We start from the raw sequence: 18,382 nt of genomic DNA, 5'->3' as shown, positions 1-18,382 counted from the left end.
AATCGCCGCCCTCTGGAAGGCGGCGGCACACTGCGCTCGCGCTTTGGCTACCGCATCCACCCCATCTTCAAGACCCGTCGCCTCCATACCGGGGTAGACCTAGCCGCCCGCTCCGGCACGCCGATCTATGCGGCTGGGGATGGCGTTGTCCAACTGGCGGGTTGGCAGGGTGGCTATGGCAACAAGATCGAGATCAGCCACGTCAATGGCTATGAAACGGCTTATGGCCATTTGCGTGGGTTCGCCGACGGGATCAAGAAGGGCACGCGGGTGCGTCAGGGACAGGTGGTCGGCTATGTCGGCTCAACCGGGCAATCCACCGGTCCGCATCTACATTTCGAGATCCTGATCAACGGCAACCTCGTCGATCCGCTCAGCGTGAAGCTGCCCAAGGACAATGTGCTCCCGCAACAATATGAGGAGCGCTTTGCCCAGACCATGGCGCAAATCAACGATCTGATGGCGCGTGATCCCGCGCCTGTGACGGTCGCTCAAGCGAACTGATCAGATTTCCGGTTTAGCGTCAGCCAGGCGGTTGCTGCCGACACCAGCGCCAGGGCGGCCGCCACATAGGCGACGGCAGCAAAGGCTGTGTCGCTGGCATTCACTCGGGCGCTCTCTTGAGCTGCACTCAATCCTTCAGCGGGCAGGCCGAAGAAAATCGGTAGCTCCGCCACCGGGCCCAGCGCGCGTTCGAACACCTGCGCCACCACGACGCCAAAGAGTGCAATGGCGAAAAGCCCGGCCACTCGCGCCACGGCATTGTTGACGCCGGACGCCGTCCCCGTGTCGCCATCGCTGATCGAGGTCATCACCGCAGTGGAGAGCGGCGATACCACCATTCCCATGCCCAGCCCCAAAAGGGCGACTGCCGGGGCCGTTGCCAGCCAGACCTGGTGCAATGGTGCTGTCGCGCCCAAGAGCGCAAAGGCGGCTGCAACAATGAGCGCTCCAAGGGTCAGCACGGGTCCGGGGCCGAAACGATCTGCCCATTTGCCCGAAAGCGAACTCAGCACTGCCAGCATAAGGCCCATGGGGAGGAGCGCGATGGCAACGGTGGCCGCCGAGACGCCCCAGCCTGCGATCATGGCCATGGGTAGGAAGAACAGCACACCGCCAAAGCTGAAATAAAGGGTGAAGGTGAGCGCATTGGCGCCGGAAAACTGCCGGCTGGCAAAGAGGTTAAGCGGCAGCATGGGTTGCTTATGGCGCGCCTCCCAAAACAGAAAGGCAACTCCAGTCACCAGCCCCAGACCGCACCAGAGCGCAACGTGCGAGAGTGGCGGCGTGCTCTCGCTGCCGCCCCCGATCAGCCCGTAGGCAAAGGCGAACAAGGCCAAGGTGGCGAGCGCGGCACCGCCAATGTCGAGCCTGCGCCCGGTTTGCGCCTGGTCCGGCTTTACGCCAAGCACCAGCAGCATGAGCGCGGCGATGCCCAAAGGCAAATTGATCGCAAAGACTAGCCGCCAGCTCCAATCACCCAAGGCGGTCAGCACCAGCCCCCCGACGATGGGACCAGCGATGGTGGTGAGCGAAGAGGTCGCAGCCCAAATTCCGATGGCCCGGCCACGCTCGTCCTTGGGGTAGGTCTTGGCGATGATCGCCAGGCTCCCCGGCACCATGAAAGCGGCGCCAAGGCCCTGCACGGCACGGGCGAGGATGAGCGTCGCCGACGAGGGCGCCACGGCACAGGCGAGCGAAGCAATCACAAAGAGCCCGATGCCGGCCATGAACATGCGGCGCACGCCGAACCGGTCGCCCGCAGCCCCGCCCAACAGGATTAGCGCCGAGAGCAGGAGAAGATAGGCATTGCTGATCCACTGCGCCTCGGAGAGACTTGCCCCCAAATCGGCGCGCATGGCGGGAATGGCGATCGAGAGGACGGAGCTGTCGATGAACCCCATACTGGATGCCAGGATAGCCGCCACCAGGACGTAGCGGCGGCTCTTGGAAGCTGTGGGATCGGTCATCAGGCTCGTCGGATTAGTGGTTCGGCGCCAACCTATTCGCGCGCGACGTAAACCGCCATCTCGTTTCCACCCGGTTCGCGAAAATGGAAGCGCCGACCACCGGGAAAATCGAATTGAGGCCGGGTGATCTCGCCACCCGCCGCCCGCACGCGCCGCTCGGCACCGTCGAGGTCATCGGTCCGGATCACCGCCATGGTGGCAGCCACACGCTCAGGCGCCTGGTCGATGCCACCATCAATGCCGGCATCGGCAATGCCGTCATAATCCGGCCCATAGCTGACGATGCCCCACCCAAAAGCGGCCTGAAAGAACGCGCTTGTGCGCGCCCGTTCTGCAGATGGGAATTCGATATAGTCGATCCGCTCAGCCATCGATATCTCTTATGTTCCCCATTTGTTCTAATACGACTCGCTGGTGTGGTCAAGAGAAAGGCCGGTCGCAAGGACCGGCCTTTCTCGTTTAGGCGGCAGCCTCCGCCTCGGCGGCACTGCCGGGCCGGAGCACGATACCGCTCTCGTTGGCATCCACTAGCACCCGATCACCATCGCTGACCGAGCCGCCCAGGATCTGCTCGGCGAGTTGGTCCTGCACCGAGCGCTGCAGCGCGCGCTTGAGCGGCCGGGCGCCGTAGGCGGGGTCATAGCCTTCATTGGCCAGCCACTCCCGCGCCTTGGTCGTCAGCTCAAGAACGATCTCGCGGTCTTTGAGCAGAGCCTGTAGCCGCCGGAACTGGATGTCGACAATCGAGCCCATATGCTCCCGCCCGAGCCGGTGGAACAGCAGGATTTCGTCGATACGGTTGAGGAATTCGGGCCGGAAGGCGGCCTTAACCTCATCCATGACCTTGCCGCGCGCCAACTCGATCGAATCGCCGTCCCTCAGCTCCTGGATATGCATGGAGCCCAGATTGGAGGTGAGGATGATCACTGTGTTGCGGAAGTCGACCGTACGGCCCTGCCCATCCGTCAGACGCCCGTCATCGAGCACCTGGAGGAGGACGTTGAACACGTCCGGATGCGCCTTTTCGATCTCGTCGAAAAGGATCACCTGGTAAGGCCGGCGGCGGACCGCTTCGGTGAGCGCGCCCCCCTCGTCATAGCCAACATAGCCTGGAGGGGCACCGATTAGCCGGGCGACCGAGTGCTTCTCCATGAACTCGCTCATGTCGAGCCGGACCATGGCGGTCTCGTCGTCGAACAGGAACTGGGCGAGCGATTTGGTCAGCTCGGTCTTGCCGACGCCCGTTGGTCCAAGGAACATGAACGAACCGATCGGCCGGTTGGGGTCCTGCAGCCCGGCGCGCGAGCGGCGGACCGCCTTGGCGACGGCAGCGACGGCCTCGGCCTGCCCGATAACGCGTTCGCCCAGCGAGGTCTCCATATGGAGCAGCTTTTCGCGTTCACCCTCGAGCATGCGGTCGACGGGGATGCCTGTCCAGCGCGAGACGATCTGCGCGATATGGGAAGGCGTCACCACTTCCTCGGCCATCAACTGGTCGACGAGTTCATCGCCATTGCTGTCCTCGGCTGCATGGATGCGCTTTTCGAGATCGGGGATCACGCCATAGGCCAACTCACCCGCGCGGGCGAGATCACCCTGACGCTGCGCGATTTCAAGTTGCGAGCGCGCGGCATCAAGCTCTTCCTTGAGCTTTTGACTGCCCTGGAGGCGCTCTTTTTCGCTCAACCACTTGGAAGACATCACCTGCGCCTGCTCTTCGAGGCTCGACAGTTCTTGTTCCAGCCGCTCGAGCCGGGTCTTGGAGCCCTCGTCAGTCTCCTTGCGCAGCGCCTCGCGCTCGATCTTGAGCTGCATGATGCGGCGATCGAGTTCGTCCAGGGCTTCAGGCTTGCTGTCGACGGCCATGCGCAGGCGCGCCGCCGCCTCGTCCATCAGGTCGATGGCTTTATCGGGCAGGAAGCGGTCCGTGATGTAGCGGTTCGACAGGGTCGCAGCGCTGACCAGTGCGGAGTCCGAGATGCGGATGCCGTGGTGCAGCTCGTACTTTTCCTTGAGCCCGCGCAGGATCGAGATGGTGTCCTCCACCGTCGGCTCGTCCACAAAGACCGGCTGGAAACGACGGGCGAGCGCGGGGTCCTTTTCCACATGCTTGCGATATTCCGCGAGCGTGGTGGCGCCCACGCAGTGCAGTTCGCCGCGCGCCAGAGCGGGCTTCAGCAAATTGGACGCGTCCATCGCGCCATCGGCCTTACCGGCACCAACCAGCGTATGCATCTCGTCGATAAATAGGATGATCTGCCCCTCGGCCGAGGTCACCTCGTTGAGCACGCCCTTGAGGCGCTCCTCGAACTCACCACGATATTTCGCACCCGCAATGAGCGCGCCCATGTCGAGCGCGAGCAGCGACTTGTTCTTGAGCGATTCGGGCACGTCACCATTGACAATACGGATGGCGAGACCCTCCGCAATGGCGGTCTTACCGACGCCGGGTTCACCGATCAGCACCGGATTGTTCTTGGTGCGGCGCGACAACACCTGAATGGCACGACGGATCTCCTCGTCCCGGCCGATAACGGGATCGAGCTTGCCTTCGCGCACATCTGCCGTCAGGTCGCGGGCATATTTCTTCAGGGCATCATAGCTGTTCTCGGCGGAAGCCGAGTCGGCGGTGCGACCCTTGCGAATCTCCTCGATGGCGGCGTTCAGCGTCTGCGGCGTCAGGCCTGCCGAGACCAGGATCTTGCCCGCATCGGTGTCCTTTTCGATGACAAGGGCAAGCAGCAGCCGCTCTACCGTGACGTAGGAATCGCCCGCCTTCTGCGCGGCGCTCTCCGCTGTTTCAAAGACCCGCGCCAATTCGCGGCTGAGATAGAGCTGCGAGCCGTCGCCCGAAACCGATGGAATTTTAGTGAGACCAGCTTCGACCGCCGCGCGGGCGGCCTTGGGATCGCCCCCGGCGCGCGTGATCAGCCCATTAGCCATGCCCTGCTCGTCGTCGAGCAAGACCTTGAGCAGGTGGATGGGGGCAAATTGCTGGTGACCTTTGCCCAGAGCGGTCGTCTGTGCGCTCTGGATGAAGCCGCGCGCCCGCTCGGTGTACTTTTCGATATTCATTCAACTCTCCTTTTTCTGCCCGCTGCCGGCCCCGAAGGCACCTGCGCATGCGGCGGAAGCGTCGTTTCAGGAAGGGCCCGCCAGGCGGCACCGCTCCATCACAAGGGGATATATGGGGAGGGTTTTGGGGAGAACAATGCCGTGACCGCGCAGTTTGGACGGGCCGAGGCGCCTCTTGGGATTGGGAATGGGGGTGAGTGTATCGAGGTTTGGAGCGGGGATAGCTGGATAGATCGGGGCGGGTAGAGACCCCCACTTAGCCTACCCCTGGTAGGGGAGGGACCGATTGAGTTTGCACCAGACGCCGAGCCCCTCTTCACCTCCCCCTTTCGAGGGGGAGGCCGGGTGGGGGATGGATCCCGGCGTGCAACACGATCTTCTCTAACCCACTATGTCATCCCCGCGCACGCGGGGACCTCTGTTGATGAGCTAGGCCCGCGTCAACCGCCCACTAAAAAGCCGGGCGCTTGGCCCGGCTCCTTGAGATCTAAAATGATCCGCCTACTCGGCAGCGTTGGCGCCGCCGGTGAGAAAGGCGGGGAGTTCACCGACGTCGCCGGCTTCCCCACCCTCGGTGCCGGCGTCACCACCAGCGGGGCGGCGGCGGCGTGGACGGCGTTCGCGAGGCTTGCGAGCCTCGCCATCGCCGGCCTCCACTGCCGGGGCTTCAGCCTCGGCCGCTGGCGCGCTGGCCTCAGCCGGCACTGGTTCGGATTGCTCGGGCTGCTCGGCACGCGGCTGGCGCTCGGGGCGCTCGCCATCAACCGGACGTTCCCGGCGCGGGCGGCGTTCACCGCGCTCTGGCCGCTCGCGTCGCTCTGAGCGCTCTTGCCGATCCTGGCGCTCGCCTTGGCCCTGGTTCTGGCCGTCGGCGCGCTCGCCTTCGTTCTGTTCGTCGCCGTCATTCTGCTGCGGCTGTTCCTGGCGCGGCTGGGGCGAGGCAAACCGGGAGTTCATGTCGGGCAGATCGTCGTCGAAGTCATCGGACTCCTGCGCCTGACCGTCGGGCCGAGGGTTCATCTGCTGCTGGGCAGCCGAGACGATGCGGAAATAATGCTCAGCGTGCTGGAGATAGTTCTCCGCCATCACCGAGTCGCCGCTCGATTGCGCGTCGCGGGCGAGCTGCAGGTATTTTTCGGCGATGTGAGCAGCATTGCCGCGCACCTTCACGTCGGGTCCGTTGCTCTCGAAACTGCGTGACAACGGATTGACGTGTTTGCGTCCGCCATTCCGGCCCCGCTGCCGGTTCTTGTTCTGGTTGGGTCTCATCTGGTCGCTTTATCTAACTCTAGAAAAATAAGCGTCACACTGCTGGCGGACCGGCATATGCCTGGTCTGGCCACCCCTCGGGCGAAGCTTTCCCGCGCCGGGCAAGGGCTCTAACTGGCTTCATGAAGACCTAAAACCGTCGGCCGGCGGCACCACTTATTCCGAACCCATCCCGCGACGTTCCAGCTCTGCCGGAACTGCGCTGCCTTGGCAGCTTGGAGGATTTGTCGGGTGGCTTGTCGCCGTGGCGCTCATGATGCGCCGTTGACAGCAAGGGCAAACTATATGGTTCGCATCCAATTTGCCAGCATTAATTGCGAGAGGTGACGACCCTCGCCTAGCACTCCTCTAGATGGTAGCGGAAACCACGCGATCAAGGCCATTGAGGTCCTGGTGGATTGCGACCTCCACAAAACCGCCGTCTACAAGAAGTTGGGAGACCGTCACGCCCTGGTCATAGCCGATCTCGAGCAGCAGCCTGCCCCTCGGAAGCAGGTAAGCACCAGCCTTTGCGGCAATCAAGCGATAAGGGGCTAGTCCATCGGGGCCGCCGTCGAGCGCTAGACGAGGGTCGAAATCCTTGACTTCGGAGGCAAGGGTATCGACCACGGAAGAGGCGATATAGGGCGGGTTGGAGGCGATGACGGCAAACCGTCCGTTTTTAGGAAGCGGCTCGAACCAGGAGCCTTCCCTTAAGTTGAGCCTCTCATTCACGCGATTGCGTTCGGCGTTTTCTCGGGCGGCGACGAGCGCGCGGGAGCTGAGGTCCACCGCTGTGGCATTTGCATCATGCCGATTGGCCAAAACTGCGATTGGAATACAGCCGCTGCCCGTACCCAGATCCAGTAGGTGCCCGCGCTCAGGCAAGCCGGCGATGGCCATCTCCACCAGAAGTTCGGTCTCCGAACGTGGCTCCAGCGTCGCCTCGTTGAGGCGGAAAGGCAGGCCATAGAATTCCCGCTCGCCGATGATTCGGGCGACCGATTCGCCGGTGAGACGACGCTCGACCAGCCGCGTCAGGGTCTCTGCACCATCTGCAGACACCATCTCGTTTTCGCGCATGGCGAGTTCAAGGGCACCAAGGCCAAGCGCATGCTGCGCCAGGAGCTTGGCATCCAGGACGGGGCTGGCATTGCCCGCGGCAGCAAGCTGGTCCCGCGCCTGGCGCCACAACTGGCCAATCCTGGTCAGTTGGCGTTTTCCATGGCAGCCAGCTGCTCGGCCTGCGTCTCGGTGATCAGCGCCTCGATCAACTCGTCCAGCGCTTCACCAGCGATAACCTTGTCAAGCTTGTAGAGCGTGAGATTGATGCGGTGGTCGGTAACGCGCCCTTGCGGGAAATTGTAGGTGCGGATGCGTTCGGACCGATCGCCCGATCCCACCTGCCCCTTTCGCTCGGCCGAGCGCGCACTGTCGCGCTCTTCGCGCTGCATCTCGTAGAGTCGCGCCCGCAGTACCACCATGGCCTGCGCCCGGTTCTGGTGCTGCGACTTGAGCGCGGAGGTGACCACGATTCCGCTGGGAATGTGCGTAACCCGAACCGCGGAATCGGTCGTGTTGACGTGCTGCCCGCCCGAACCAGAGGCGCGCATGGTATCGATGCGGATATCCTCGGGCTTGATGTCGATGTCGATATCTTCCACCTCCGGCAGAACGGCCACCGTCGCCGCCGAGGTGTGGATACGGCCCGAAGCCTCGGTTGCCGGCACGCGCTGGACGCGGTGCACGCCCGACTCGAACTTCATGCGGGCATAGACGCCTCGCCCTGAGACATTGGCGATGATTTCGCGATAGCCACCGACTTCGCCGGGGCTCTCTTCCATGATGGTGACCTTCCAGCCGTGCGAGGCGGCATAGCGCTCATACATGCGGAAGAGATCGCCGGCAAAAAGCGCGGCTTCATCGCCACCCGTGCCGCCGCGAATTTCGAGAATGACCGACTTTTCGTCGGCTTCGTCCTTGGGCAGCAGCAGCACGCGGATGGATTGAAAGAGCTGCTCAATTCTGTCGTCGAGCTCCCTGATCTCGGCCTCGGCCATCTCGGCCATTTCCTTGTCGCCCGACTTCAGCAGCGCTTCGGCCTCGGCACGATCCTTGAGCGCCTTTTTATAGGCAGTAATCTCGCCGACGATGGGCGCGAGCTCGGCGTGTTCCTTGGAGAGCTTGACGAACTCGTCCTGTCCGGCGCCGCCTGATAGCGCCGCCTCGACATACTGGAACCGCGTCTCGAGCGCGTCGAGCTTATCTTGGGGTAGAGAGGCCATACTAATTCTTTCGCGTGCGCGCCGGCGGGGCGCTCAACGGGGACACCGAGCGTTTAAAGACCAGACCTGCCAACATCAAGGCATCAGCCGACGGGCAGGTTCTGCCGGTCGATCCACTCCATCAACAAGTCGCGGATCTGCACGCCATCGGCGCCATCGCTGAGCGCGGCACCGACCGCCAGCCTGATCGGCTTGAGATCCAAATTGAGCACCAGTTCCTTGATCGGGCCGATCGAAGCTGGCCCCATGGAGAGCCGCGTCATGCCGATGGCCATCAGCGCCAGCGCCTCGACGGGTTTACCCGCAAGCTCACCGCACATAGTCACCGGAATATTGTAGCGGTTGGCAGCATCGACCACGAGACGGAAGGCCCGCAGCCGGGGTATGCCGATAGGATCGTAGTTCTTCGCCACGCGCGTATTGCCGCGATCGGCGGCGGTGAGGAACTGCACCAGATCGTTCGAGCCGATGGAGACGAAATCGGCTTCCGGCAACAACTGATCGAGCTCGAACAGCAGCGAAGGCACCTCGACCATGGCACCGACCTCGAGCCGGCGCGGGACCTGTTGCCCCTGCCGGCGCAGGCGGTCGAGTTCGCGCTGCACCACAAGTTTGGTTTGGATGAACTCCAGTGTCTCGGTGACCATGGGCACCAGGATCTTGAGCGGTCGCCCCTGTGCCGCCAGAAGCAGCGCCCGGATCTGCGTGCGCAGCAATCCCGGTCGCGCCAAGCCCAGCCGGATCGAGCGGAAACCCATGGCTGGGTTTTCTTCGGCCATGGAGCGTTGATAAGGCAGCACCTTGTCGCCGCCGATGTCGAGCAGGCGGAACACCACCGGGCGCTCTCCCGCCAAGGCCATCGCCTCGGCGTAAAGCTCCATCTGCTCGGCCAGCTTGGGCAGCTTGCTCGCAATCATGAATTGCAGTTCGGTGCGGAACAGTCCCACGCCCGCCGCGCCCGTATCGTCGAGCATCGGCAGGTCGGCCACCAGCCCTGAATTGTGCAGGAGGGTAATCTCGACGCCGTCCTTGGTCACCGCCGGCAGGTCGCGGAGCGCCGCATAATGAGCCCGCCTTTTGGCCGAAACGCGGACCTTGTCGATATAGGTCTGTTCGATCTCAAGAGTGGGCCGTAGATGCACCACGCCTGCCGTGCCATCGATGATGATGTCATCGCCCGTTTCGCACATCGAAACGATCGACTGCGCCTGCCCCACCGCGACCATGCCGAGCGACCGCGCGACGATCGCCACATGCGCAGTGGCGCCGCCCTCCTCCAGCACGATCCCGCGCAGCTTGGTGCGGTCGTATTCCAGCAGTTCGGCCGGCCCCATATTGCGGGCGACAAGGATCGCGTTTTCGGGCAATTCCTTGCGTCCGATCGCGTGCCCGTCCCCGGTGAGGACGCGCAACAAGCGATTTGCGAGATCGTCGAGGTCATGCAGGCGGTCGCGGATATAAGGATCGGTCTGGCGCAGCATGCGCGCCCGGGTGTCGTTCTGCACCCGCTCGACCGCCGCCTCGGCTGACAGCCCATTGTCAATCGCTTCGGTCAGCCGGTGCACCCAGCCCCGGTCATTGGCGAACATGCGATAGGTTTCGAGAATCTCGCGATGGTCCGAGATCGACTGCATATCGCCGTGATCGAGCATGGCGTCGATGGAGACGCGCATCTTTTCCAGCGCCGCCTCGAGCCGCATCTTTTCCTGGTCGGTATCCTCGGCGATAAAATTGGTCACCACCACGCGCGGATCGTGCAGCACGGCCGTGCCGAGGGCAATTCCGTCGGTGAAACTGACGCCGTTGAACATGCGAGGTCGCCTGAGGTCGATATCGGACCCCGGCTTGATCAGATTGTCGAAGTCCGAGGTCGCGATCATCTCGGCCAAGATTGTGGCCGTCGTGAGCATCGCTTCGACTTCATCCTCGCCATAATGGTGGCGCTCGGCATTCTGCACGACCAGAACGCCCAGGGTCTGCCCGGCCCGCAGCACCGGAACGCCCAGGAACGCCTGGAATGGGTCCTCGCCCGTTTCCGGTCGGTAGGCGAAAGCAGGGTGGCTGGGTGCGTCATCAAGACTCAGCGGCTCGGCCTCGGCGGCGATGATGCCGACCAGGCCCTCGCCCAACCGCAGTGTCGTCATATGCACCGCTTCGGGCGCTAGGCCTTTGCTGGCAAAGAGCTCCAGGGCACCGTCGTCGCGCAACACATAGAACGAGCACACATCGGCCCGCATATTGTCGGCGATCAGCGTAACGATCTTGTCGAGGCGATCCTGCGAGGCCAGAGGCTCCGCCATTGTCTCGCGCAACTGGCGCAGCAGCACCCTGGCGCCGCTCGTGGTCGTGACCATGCCCATCTTGGCGGCCCGCACAGCCGCCCCCCTTCTTCGGGCGCGGCTAGGACCTCCTCCGAGCCCTAGGCGTCCTTCTTGTCCAACCCGTAATACGTATGGAGGGCGCGCACGGCAAGCTCTGCATATTGTTCGTCGATCAGAACGGAGGTCTTGATCTCCGATGTCGTGATCAACTGGATGTTGATACCCTTGTCGGCCAGCGCCTTGAACATGGACGAGGCGACGCCCGCATGGCTGCGCATGCCGACGCCCACGACCGACACCTTTGCCCCGCCCTTGGAGCCGGAAATCCGGGCATATTCGATCCGATCGCCGGCCGACTGGAGCGTCCGCATCGCCTTGTCGTATTCGCTGTCGGGCACGGTAAAGGTGATGTCGGTGGTGGCGCCATCATCGGCGATGTTCTGCACGATCATGTCCACCACGATCCCCTGATCGGCCAGCGTGCCGAAGATGGCGGCAGCAACGCCGGGGTTGTCCTTGACGTCCCGGAGGGTGATCTTGGCCTCGGCCTTGGCGAGCGTCACGCCCGAAACGATCTGCTTTTCCATGATCTCATCCTCGTCGCAAACCAGTGTGCCCGGCACGCCGGGGGTCCCGTCGGGCGCCAATTGCGGCGCGTCGGGGTCATCGAAAGTGGAACGCACCACCAGGCGAACCTTGTACGCCATGGCCATTTCCACCGAGCGGATCATCAGCACCTTGGCGCCAAGCGAGGCCATTTCCAGCATTTCCTCGAAGGAAATCTTGGTCATGCGCTGCGCCTTGGGCACGATGCGCGGGTCGGTCGTGTAAACGCCGTCCACATCGGTATAGATGTCGCAGCGATCGGCGCCCACCGCCGCCGCGACCGCGACTGCGCTCGTATCCGAACCACCGCGGCCGAGCGTCGTGACCCTGTTGTGCGGAGAAATACCTTGGAAGCCGGTGATGACCGGCACCCAGCCGGCCTTCATGCGGCTATCGAGCTCGGTGGGGTCGATCTCGGTGATGCGGGCAGCGCCATGGCTGTCGTCGGTTTTGATCGGCACCTGCCAGCCTGCATAAGAGCGCGACTGGATGCCCATTTCGCTCAGCACGATGGCCATGAGGCCAGCCGTCACCTGCTCGCCCGAAGCCACGACGGCATCGTATTCGCGCGCATCATGCAAGGCACTGGCTTCATTGACCCAGCCGACCAGCTCATTGGTCTTGCCCGACATCGCGGAAACAACGACGGCCACCTCGTGGCCGGCCTCGACCTCCCGCTTCACATGGCGGGCGGCCTGGCGAATGCGTTCGACATTGGCAACAGACGTGCCTCCGAACTTGACGACGATGCGGGCCAATTTATTCCCCGGGTCCCCCGCCGAACCCGGCGGTACGCTTTAGTTGCGCGCGGACATGCCACAAAGGCACGGCGCTTTCAACTCGCATGCGCAGGTGATCGTTCGCAAAGCTTGGTGCGTTGCAGTGAGGAACGGCTGCGGCGAGCCGCGCCTTGCCAGCCGTCCCAGCCTTGCCAGCGTTGCCCATGGCAGGTCATATGCCAACCGACAGGAGTTCCGCCCATGACCACCACGATCAACCAAGCCGAAGTCGCCAAGTTTACCGCGATGGCAGAAGAGTGGTGGAACCCCAATGGCAAGTTCAAGCCCATTCACAAGTTCAACCCAGTACGGCTGGGCTATATCCGCGAACACCTGCTGCGGCACTTCGAGCTTGACGGCACGGCCATGCGGCCGCTCGAAGGCATCACCATTCTCGATGTCGGCTGCGGTGGGGGCCTGCTCTGTGAACCACTGGCGCGTCTGGGTGCCAGCGTAACCGGCATTGACGCGGCCGAGCGCAACATCGCCATCGCCACGCTGCATGCCGATAAGTCAGGCGTGGCCGTCGACTACCGCGCCACCACCAGCGAGGCGCTCGCGGCTGAAGGCAAGACCTTCGACATGGTGCTCAACATGGAAGTGGTCGAGCATGTCGACAACGTGCCGCTCTACATGAAGAGCTGTGCCGATCTGGTGAAGCCGGGCGGCCTCATGCTCACCGCCACGCTCAACCGGACGGCGCGCGCCTATGCCCTGGCCATCGTGGGTGCCGAATATGTGCTCGGCTGGCTGCCCAAGGGGACGCATGACTGGAAGAAGTTTCTGACCCCCGAGGAGATCCGGTCGCTCCTCGTCCGCAACGGCCTGCGGGTAACCGCCGAAACTGGTGTGGTCTACCATCCCCTCGCCGATGAGTGGCGGCGCTCGCGCGACATGGGCGTCAACTATATGATCATGTCCGAGCGGCCGGGTCCCGAATAGCGCTGCCAGTGCGCACGCGCATCAGCTATAAGGAAAGCTGCAACCCCGGAGCTGCCATGCGCGTCACAGCCTTCTTCGCCAGCCTTGCTATTCTGCCATTCCTTGCCACCGCCACCTTCGCCCAGAGCGAGGAAGCGGTCTTCGAACAGATCGAGGAGCTGCATGGCATGGCCGAGGAGTTCGGCGAAGCCTTCGGGCAGCTGCAGGACGCTTTTCTATTCGAAGACCCCGAGAGCTTTGCTAGCCTGGCGGCATACCCACTGGAGGTGGCCGCGAATGGCGAGCTCTATGACCTTCTCGAACCCGAAGACCTGGTCGAGAACTTCGATTATCTCATGACCGATGAAACCCAGGCCGCCATTGGTGGCCAGGATTTCGCCGATCTGATCGTCACGAGCGAGGGGGTCGGCTTCGCCGACGGCGCGCTCTGGATGACCCTCATCTGCAGCGACGACGGTTGCGAAGACGCCGAGTGGGCAATCATCCGCATCACCAATTGAGGCGGCCTACGCCTTGAGCAGGTCCTTCTTGCGGACGGCCAGCACGAGTTGGTCGCTCTCCACACGTTCCACCTGCTCGGGCACGATATAGCGGTCGCTGGCGAACAGCCCATCGGCATCAAGGCGGATGAAGCCTTCGCGCAGCAGTTTCTCCTGCATTTCCGATGGTAGATTGTCGTCGGGCGCGAAGATATCGGCCAGGGTGGCGGTGATGAAGTCCTGCCGGTCGTCGGCGGCAGCACTGTGGCCGGCCGTCTCCGGACCGGGGCGCGAGGGATCCTCGTCGCTGGCCCGGAAGGTCTCGATCGTGCCGATCTTGTCGCCGTCGCGGTCAACGACCGTCATGCCTTCGCGGATGCTGCTGAATACTGAATGCATGTCTTCCTCCTGATGCTGTGGAATGCGTTTGCCCTGGTGATCGCTAGATCTGGTCGTTGTACCGCCCCTTGGTCTGCCCCACTTCCTTAGCCAGCGAGCCGAACTCTAGCGGGCCAGTCCGCCCATTGGCGAGCCGCAGAAAGCGCAGCGGAAAAGCAATGGCATCGCGATTGGAAGGGGACAGATCCTCGGTGGAGCGATCGCTGCCGGTAGCGCTCGACTCGCAGGTAGCCAGCGCGTGATCCAGTTCGTCCTGGCTGAGGATGCCCTTGTCCACCAGCGCGCGGTTGATCGACGCGATCGCCAGAAGCAGGCCTTCGAGCTGCAGATTGGCTGTGTTCATATCCGAGCCTCCTTTTAGTGAAGCAACGCGGAAAACCGCCGAAACGATGCACGCGCTGGCCCGCTTGCCCCGCCCATCACACGAAATCTTCATCGCCAGTGTCACCCAGTACCGTACGGTACGGTACGCATTTCAATTGATCCTTGCCTTGAATGGGTCTAAACAAGAGTCCACCTACGCGCCTCTGACCAATGCGCCTGTCCGAAGGATCATCCGATGCCCGTTTATCGCTCTCGCACCACCACTCATGGCCGCAACATGGCCGGCGCGCGTGGCCTTTGGCGCGCCACCGGCATGAAGGACGGTGATTTCGGCAAGCCCATCATCGCGGTGGTCAACAGCTTCACCCAGTTCGTGCCCGGCCACGTGCATCTCAAGGATCTCGGCCAGCTGGTAGCGCGGGAGATCGAAGCGGCGGGCGGCGTCGCCAAGGAATTCAACACCATTGCGGTGGATGATGGCATCGCTATGGGCCACGATGGCATGCTCTATTCACTGCCCTCTCGCGAGATCATCGCCGACAGCGTGGAGTATATGGTCAACGCACACTGCGCCGACGCCATGGTCTGCATCTCCAATTGCGACAAAATCACCCCCGGCATGCTGATGGCCGCCATGCGCATCAACATCCCCGTCGTTTTTGTGTCCGGCGGCCCCATGGAAGCGGGCAAGGCCATGGTCAAAGGCAAGCTGCAGGCGCTCGACCTTGTCGACGCCATGGTGATGGCCGCCGACGAGCAATATACAGATGCCGAAGTGCAGGCGGTGGAAGAAGCGGCATGCCCTACATGCGGCTCCTGCTCGGGCATGTTCACGGCCAATTCCATGAACTGCCTCACCGAGGCACTGGGGCTGTCGCTGCCGGGCAACGGCTCGACGCTAGCGACCCATTCGGATCGCAAGCGCCTTTTCCAGGAAGCGGGTCACCTGATTGTCGATCTCGCCCGCCGCTATTACGAGCAGGAGGACGAAAAGGTCCTGCCGCGCTCCATCGCCACCAAGGCGGCCTTCGAGAATGCGATGGCGCTCGACATCGCCATGGGCGGCTCGACCAACACCGTGCTCCACATCCTCGCGGCCGCCCATGAGGGCGACATCGACTTTACCATGGACGATATCGACCAGCTGAGCCGCAAGGTGCCGGTGCTGTGCAAGGTCGCGCCGGCCAAGAACGACGTCCACATGGAGGACGTCCATCGCGCCGGCGGCATCTTCTCCATCCTGGGCCAGCTCGACCGCGCCAACCTCATCAACCGCAACGAGCCCACCGTGCACACCGCCACCATGGGCGATGCGCTCGACAAGTGGGACATTTCCCGCACCAATTCGGAGAGCGTGCGCAACTTCTTCATGGCCGCGCCCGGCGGCGTGCGCACCACGCAGGCGTTTTCGCAGTCCAATCGCTGGGCCGAACTCGACACCGACCGGGTCAATGGCGCGATCCGCTCGCCGGACAATCCGTTCAGCAAGGATGGCGGCCTCGCCGTGCTCAAGGGCAACATCGCCATCGACGGCTGCATCGTGAAGACCGCGGGCGTCGACGAGTCGATCCTCAAGTTTACCGGCCCCGCCCGGGTGTTCGAGTCCCAGGATGCAACGGTCAAGGCCATCCTCTCCAACGAGATCAAGGCCGGCGACGTTATCGTCATCCGCTACGAGGGACCGCGCGGCGGCCCGGGCATGCAGGAAATGCTCTATCCCACGAGCTATCTGAAGTCGAAGGGCCTGGGCAAGGCCTGTGCGCTACTCACCGACGGGCGTTTTTCGGGCGGCACTTCGGGCCTTTCCATCGGCCACGTCTCGCCCGAGGCGGCTGAGGGCGGCACCATCGGCCTTGTGCGAGAGGGCGACACCATCGAGATCGATATCCCCAACCGCTCGATCACGCTCCTGGTCTCGGATAATGAACTGGCCGAGCGCCGCCGCGAGCAGGACGCCGCCGGCTGGAAGCCCGCCAAGCCGCGCAAGCGCAATGTCACCACCGCGCTCAAGGCCTATGCCGCCTTCGCCACCTCGGCCGCCCGTGGCGCGGTGCGAGATCTGGGTCGGCTGGACGACTAGCGCTTGCGCGCCTGGTACATCAATCTGGCGCGGCGCACCGATCGGCGCGCCGCCATGGAAGCCCAACTGGCGAGGCTCGGCCTAGTTGGCGAGCGCATCGAAGCCATCCTGGCGGCCGATCTTCCCCAGACGCTCAAGCAACGCTACCTGCCCGGCGGCCGGCACGAGCGTCTCTCGGTGCAGGAGTTCTGCTGCGGCGTCAGTCACCTCGACGCTTGCCGAGCCCTGCTCGTCTCGGGCGAACCCTTCGGGCTGATCCTGGAGGACGACATCGTCCTCTCCCCCCGCCTGCCGGACTTCCTCCAGCAGTTTGAGGCTAACCCCCAAGGCATTGACCTCTTGCGACTTGAGACCTTTGCCGCGCCGGCGCAAATCTCCACCCAAGCGCAGGGCGGCATCGGGGGCTTCGCGTTTCACACCATGCATGGCTGGGCCTGGGGTGCAGCCGCCTATATCATCTCGGCGCGGGCGGCCAAGCGGATGGTGGACAATCCCCAAGCCCTCGAGGAGGTCATCGACCGGGTGATCTACCGGCCCCATCGCTCCATTCTTGGCCGCGTCAAGCGCCGTCAACTCGTGCCGGCCCTTGCGATCCAGGAAGACCGGACGCCGGGGCACGAATGGGGCGCGGGCAGCGACATGGCGCCGGTACGCGCCGCGATGCGGGCTGCGCCCAGCCAACCCTTCGCCAAGCGCCTCGCCAGTTTCATCGACAATGAACTGCTGGTCGCGCTGCCCTCCAGCCTGCACCGGCGGTTGGGTCGCTCCCACAAGGTCGACATCCCCTATCTCGACTGAACCGGCAGCAAACACCTCTTCAAGAGCCCGAGATAGGGCTGGGCATGTTCATGTGAGCATGCTACACGCCGCGTCAGCCAAAAGGCGGCCTGCCAAGGCTTAGCCTTCTGGTCAGGTCCGATGGCGGGGATTCCACCCTCCCCATCGGACCGACCTAACTCCCCTTCAAATACCGATTAGCCCTTGCGCCCGATGGCATCGAGCGTCTGGAAGTCTTCGTCGCTCAATGCGATGCCGGCAGCGGCAACGTTCTCTTCCAGGTGCTTCACCTTCCCAGTCCCTGGGATCGGCAGCATGACCGGCGATCGCTTAAGCACCCAAGCCAGCGCGATCTGACTGGGGGAGGCATCGTGCTTCTCAGCGATATCAGCAAACTGCTTGTCGCTCTTGGCCAGTTCGCCGCCGGCCAGCGGAAACCACGGAATGAACCCGATGCCGTTCTTCTCGCAATAATCCAGCACCGTCTCGCTCTTGCGATTGGTGAGGTTGTAGTGGTTCTGGACTGTCGCGACCTTGAAGTAGCGGCTCGCTTCCTCGATGTCGGCAACGCTGACTTCGGAGAGCCCGACATGGCGGATGAGCCCTTCCTTCTGCATGTCGGCGATGACGCCGAACTGATCCTCGAGCGGTGTACCGCTTTCGATCCGGTGCAGCTGCCAGAGATCGAGCCGCTCGAGCTTGAGCCGCTGGAGGCTGGTCACCACGCCTTGCCGCAGGAATTCCGGCCGCGCCAGCTGGTGCCACTGGTCAGGACCGGTGCGCGTCAGCCCGCTCTTGGTGGCAATGATCGTGCCCTGTCCATAGGGCGCGAGCACCTCCCCGATCAGCTCTTCGCTGATATAGGGACCATAGCTCTCGGCAGTGTCGACGAAATTTACATTGAGCTCGGGAAGGCGAAGCAGCGTGCGCTTGGCTTCTGCGGCATCCTCGGGCGGCCCCCAGATCCCCTTGCCGGTAATGCGCATCGCCCCAAAGCCCAGGCGGTTGACCTCAAGGTCTCCGCCAATGGCGAAGGTGCCGGACTGAGCTGCGTCGAGTTCTGGCATAAAATGTCTCCTGAAATGGCCCGGCGGGAA

The 18,382-nt window shown here is 63.3% G+C and carries 16 protein-coding genes (1 of these 16 only partly in view); 5 read left to right on the top strand and 11 right to left on the bottom strand.

Annotated features, from left to right (window positions below; genetic code table 11):
* Window positions 1–504, top strand: the final stretch of a protein-coding gene (locus tag QOV41_RS02630) for a M23 family metallopeptidase (RefSeq protein WP_284579319.1). The gene continues 1,467 nt to the left of window position 1, outside the view; 504 of the gene's 1,971 nt are visible here — the last part of the coding sequence; its start codon lies beyond the left edge, outside the window; the stop codon is at window positions 502–504.
* On the opposite strand, the gene QOV41_RS02625 is transcribed toward QOV41_RS02630, so the two are convergent.
* From QOV41_RS02625 to QOV41_RS02590, 8 genes are all read right to left on the bottom strand, one after another.
* A complete protein-coding gene (locus QOV41_RS02625) occupies window positions 492–1,970 on the bottom strand; it encodes an MFS transporter (protein ID WP_284579317.1) in 1,479 nt (492 codons plus the stop codon). The two genes, QOV41_RS02630 and QOV41_RS02625, sit on opposite strands and share 13 nt — an antisense overlap.
* Before the next feature lie 32 nt (window positions 1,971–2,002).
* The gene (locus QOV41_RS02620; RefSeq protein WP_284579316.1) at window positions 2,003–2,341 is read right to left on the bottom strand and encodes a VOC family protein; all 339 of its coding nucleotides are present in this window, start codon (window positions 2,339–2,341) and stop codon (window positions 2,003–2,005) included.
* An 88-nt stretch (window positions 2,342–2,429) separates the two neighbouring features.
* Window positions 2,430–5,045, bottom strand: coding sequence for an ATP-dependent chaperone ClpB (clpB, locus tag QOV41_RS02615; RefSeq protein WP_284579314.1), 2,616 nt, complete (start codon window positions 5,043–5,045; stop codon window positions 2,430–2,432).
* A 501-nt stretch (window positions 5,046–5,546) separates the two neighbouring features.
* Window positions 5,547–6,314: a DUF4167 domain-containing protein gene (locus tag QOV41_RS02610; RefSeq protein ID WP_284579313.1), complete on the bottom strand. Its 768-nt coding sequence runs from the start codon at window positions 6,312–6,314 to the stop codon at window positions 5,547–5,549.
* A 348-nt stretch (window positions 6,315–6,662) separates the two neighbouring features.
* Window positions 6,663–7,487, bottom strand: a complete 825-nt coding sequence (prmC, locus tag QOV41_RS02605; RefSeq protein WP_284579312.1) for a peptide chain release factor N(5)-glutamine methyltransferase — start codon at window positions 7,485–7,487, stop codon at window positions 6,663–6,665.
* Window positions 7,488–7,501: 14 nt separating this feature from the next.
* Window positions 7,502–8,578 carry a peptide chain release factor 1 gene (gene prfA / locus QOV41_RS02600; RefSeq protein WP_284579310.1) on the bottom strand — a complete coding sequence of 359 codons (1,077 nt, stop codon included), beginning with the start codon at window positions 8,576–8,578 and terminating at the stop codon, window positions 7,502–7,504.
* 83 nt (window positions 8,579–8,661) lie between these two features.
* On the bottom strand, window positions 8,662–10,932 hold the full coding sequence (gene ptsP / locus QOV41_RS02595; protein ID WP_284581432.1) for a phosphoenolpyruvate--protein phosphotransferase: 2,271 nt from the start codon (window positions 10,930–10,932) through the stop codon (window positions 8,662–8,664).
* 65 nt (window positions 10,933–10,997) lie between these two features.
* Window positions 10,998–12,263: an aspartate kinase gene (locus QOV41_RS02590; protein WP_284579308.1), complete on the bottom strand. Its 1,266-nt coding sequence runs from the start codon at window positions 12,261–12,263 to the stop codon at window positions 10,998–11,000.
* 222 nt (window positions 12,264–12,485) lie between these two features.
* Here QOV41_RS02590 and ubiG point away from each other — a divergent pair, with 222 nt between their 5' ends.
* The gene (gene ubiG / locus QOV41_RS02585) at window positions 12,486–13,226 is read left to right on the top strand and encodes a bifunctional 2-polyprenyl-6-hydroxyphenol methylase/3-demethylubiquinol 3-O-methyltransferase UbiG (RefSeq protein WP_284579307.1); all 741 of its coding nucleotides are present in this window, start codon (window positions 12,486–12,488) and stop codon (window positions 13,224–13,226) included.
* Window positions 13,227–13,282: 56 nt separating this feature from the next.
* Window positions 13,283–13,726 (top strand): hypothetical protein, encoded by a 444-nt coding sequence (locus QOV41_RS02580; RefSeq protein ID WP_284579306.1) that lies wholly within the window; start codon window positions 13,283–13,285, stop codon window positions 13,724–13,726.
* A gap of 6 nt (window positions 13,727–13,732) precedes the next feature.
* On the opposite strand, the gene QOV41_RS02575 is transcribed toward QOV41_RS02580, so the two are convergent.
* Together QOV41_RS02575 and QOV41_RS02570 are read right to left on the bottom strand one after the other, a co-directional pair.
* Window positions 13,733–14,104 (bottom strand): hypothetical protein, encoded by a 372-nt coding sequence (locus QOV41_RS02575; RefSeq protein WP_284579305.1) that lies wholly within the window; start codon window positions 14,102–14,104, stop codon window positions 13,733–13,735.
* A gap of 43 nt (window positions 14,105–14,147) precedes the next feature.
* A complete protein-coding gene (locus tag QOV41_RS02570; RefSeq protein ID WP_284579304.1) occupies window positions 14,148–14,447 on the bottom strand; it encodes a hypothetical protein in 300 nt (99 codons plus the stop codon).
* A gap of 216 nt (window positions 14,448–14,663) precedes the next feature.
* Here QOV41_RS02570 and ilvD point away from each other — a divergent pair, with 216 nt between their 5' ends.
* Entirely contained in the window at window positions 14,664–16,508 is a 1,845-nt protein-coding gene (gene ilvD, locus QOV41_RS02565) for a dihydroxy-acid dehydratase (protein WP_284579303.1), read from the top strand.
* A gap of 3 nt (window positions 16,509–16,511) precedes the next feature.
* Complete coding sequence (locus tag QOV41_RS02560; protein WP_284579302.1) at window positions 16,512–17,306, top strand: glycosyltransferase family 25 protein; 795 nt, start codon at window positions 16,512–16,514, stop codon at window positions 17,304–17,306.
* 176 nt (window positions 17,307–17,482) lie between these two features.
* On the opposite strand, the gene QOV41_RS02555 is transcribed toward QOV41_RS02560, so the two are convergent.
* A complete protein-coding gene (locus tag QOV41_RS02555; RefSeq protein WP_284579301.1) occupies window positions 17,483–18,352 on the bottom strand; it encodes an aldo/keto reductase in 870 nt (289 codons plus the stop codon).
* Between the last annotated feature and the right edge of the window lie 30 nt (window positions 18,353–18,382).

The organism is Devosia sp. RR2S18 (assembly GCF_030177755.1).
Taxonomy (GTDB): Bacteria; Pseudomonadota; Alphaproteobacteria; order Rhizobiales; family Devosiaceae; genus Devosia; species Devosia rhizosphaerae.
The sequence above is the reverse complement of the archived record's forward strand: the minus strand, read 5'-3'. Positions and strand labels throughout refer to the sequence as shown.

Excerpts from the sequence above, each read along its gene's own strand:
- QOV41_RS02625 (WP_284579317.1), bottom strand. The coding sequence starts at position 1,970 with ATGACCGATCCCACAGCTTCCAAGAGCCGCCGCTACGTCCTGGTGGCG.
- QOV41_RS02620 (WP_284579316.1), bottom strand. The coding sequence starts at position 2,341 with ATGGCTGAGCGGATCGACTATATCGAATTCCCATCTGCAGAACGGGCG.
- clpB (WP_284579314.1), bottom strand. The coding sequence starts at position 5,045 with ATGAATATCGAAAAGTACACCGAGCGGGCGCGCGGCTTCATCCAGAGC.
- QOV41_RS02610 (WP_284579313.1), bottom strand. The coding sequence starts at position 6,314 with ATGAGACCCAACCAGAACAAGAACCGGCAGCGGGGCCGGAATGGCGGA.
- prfA (WP_284579310.1), bottom strand. The coding sequence starts at position 8,578 with ATGGCCTCTCTACCCCAAGATAAGCTCGACGCGCTCGAGACGCGGTTC.
- ptsP (WP_284581432.1), bottom strand. The coding sequence starts at position 10,932 with ATGGTCACGACCACGAGCGGCGCCAGGGTGCTGCTGCGCCAGTTGCGC.
- ubiG (WP_284579307.1), top strand. The coding sequence starts at position 12,486 with ATGACCACCACGATCAACCAAGCCGAAGTCGCCAAGTTTACCGCGATG.
- QOV41_RS02580 (WP_284579306.1), top strand. The coding sequence starts at position 13,283 with ATGCGCGTCACAGCCTTCTTCGCCAGCCTTGCTATTCTGCCATTCCTT.
- QOV41_RS02575 (WP_284579305.1), bottom strand. The coding sequence starts at position 14,104 with ATGCATTCAGTATTCAGCAGCATCCGCGAAGGCATGACGGTCGTTGAC.
- QOV41_RS02570 (WP_284579304.1), bottom strand. The coding sequence starts at position 14,447 with ATGAACACAGCCAATCTGCAGCTCGAAGGCCTGCTTCTGGCGATCGCG.
- ilvD (WP_284579303.1), top strand. The coding sequence starts at position 14,664 with ATGCCCGTTTATCGCTCTCGCACCACCACTCATGGCCGCAACATGGCC.
- QOV41_RS02555 (WP_284579301.1), bottom strand. The coding sequence starts at position 18,352 with ATGCCAGAACTCGACGCAGCTCAGTCCGGCACCTTCGCCATTGGCGGA.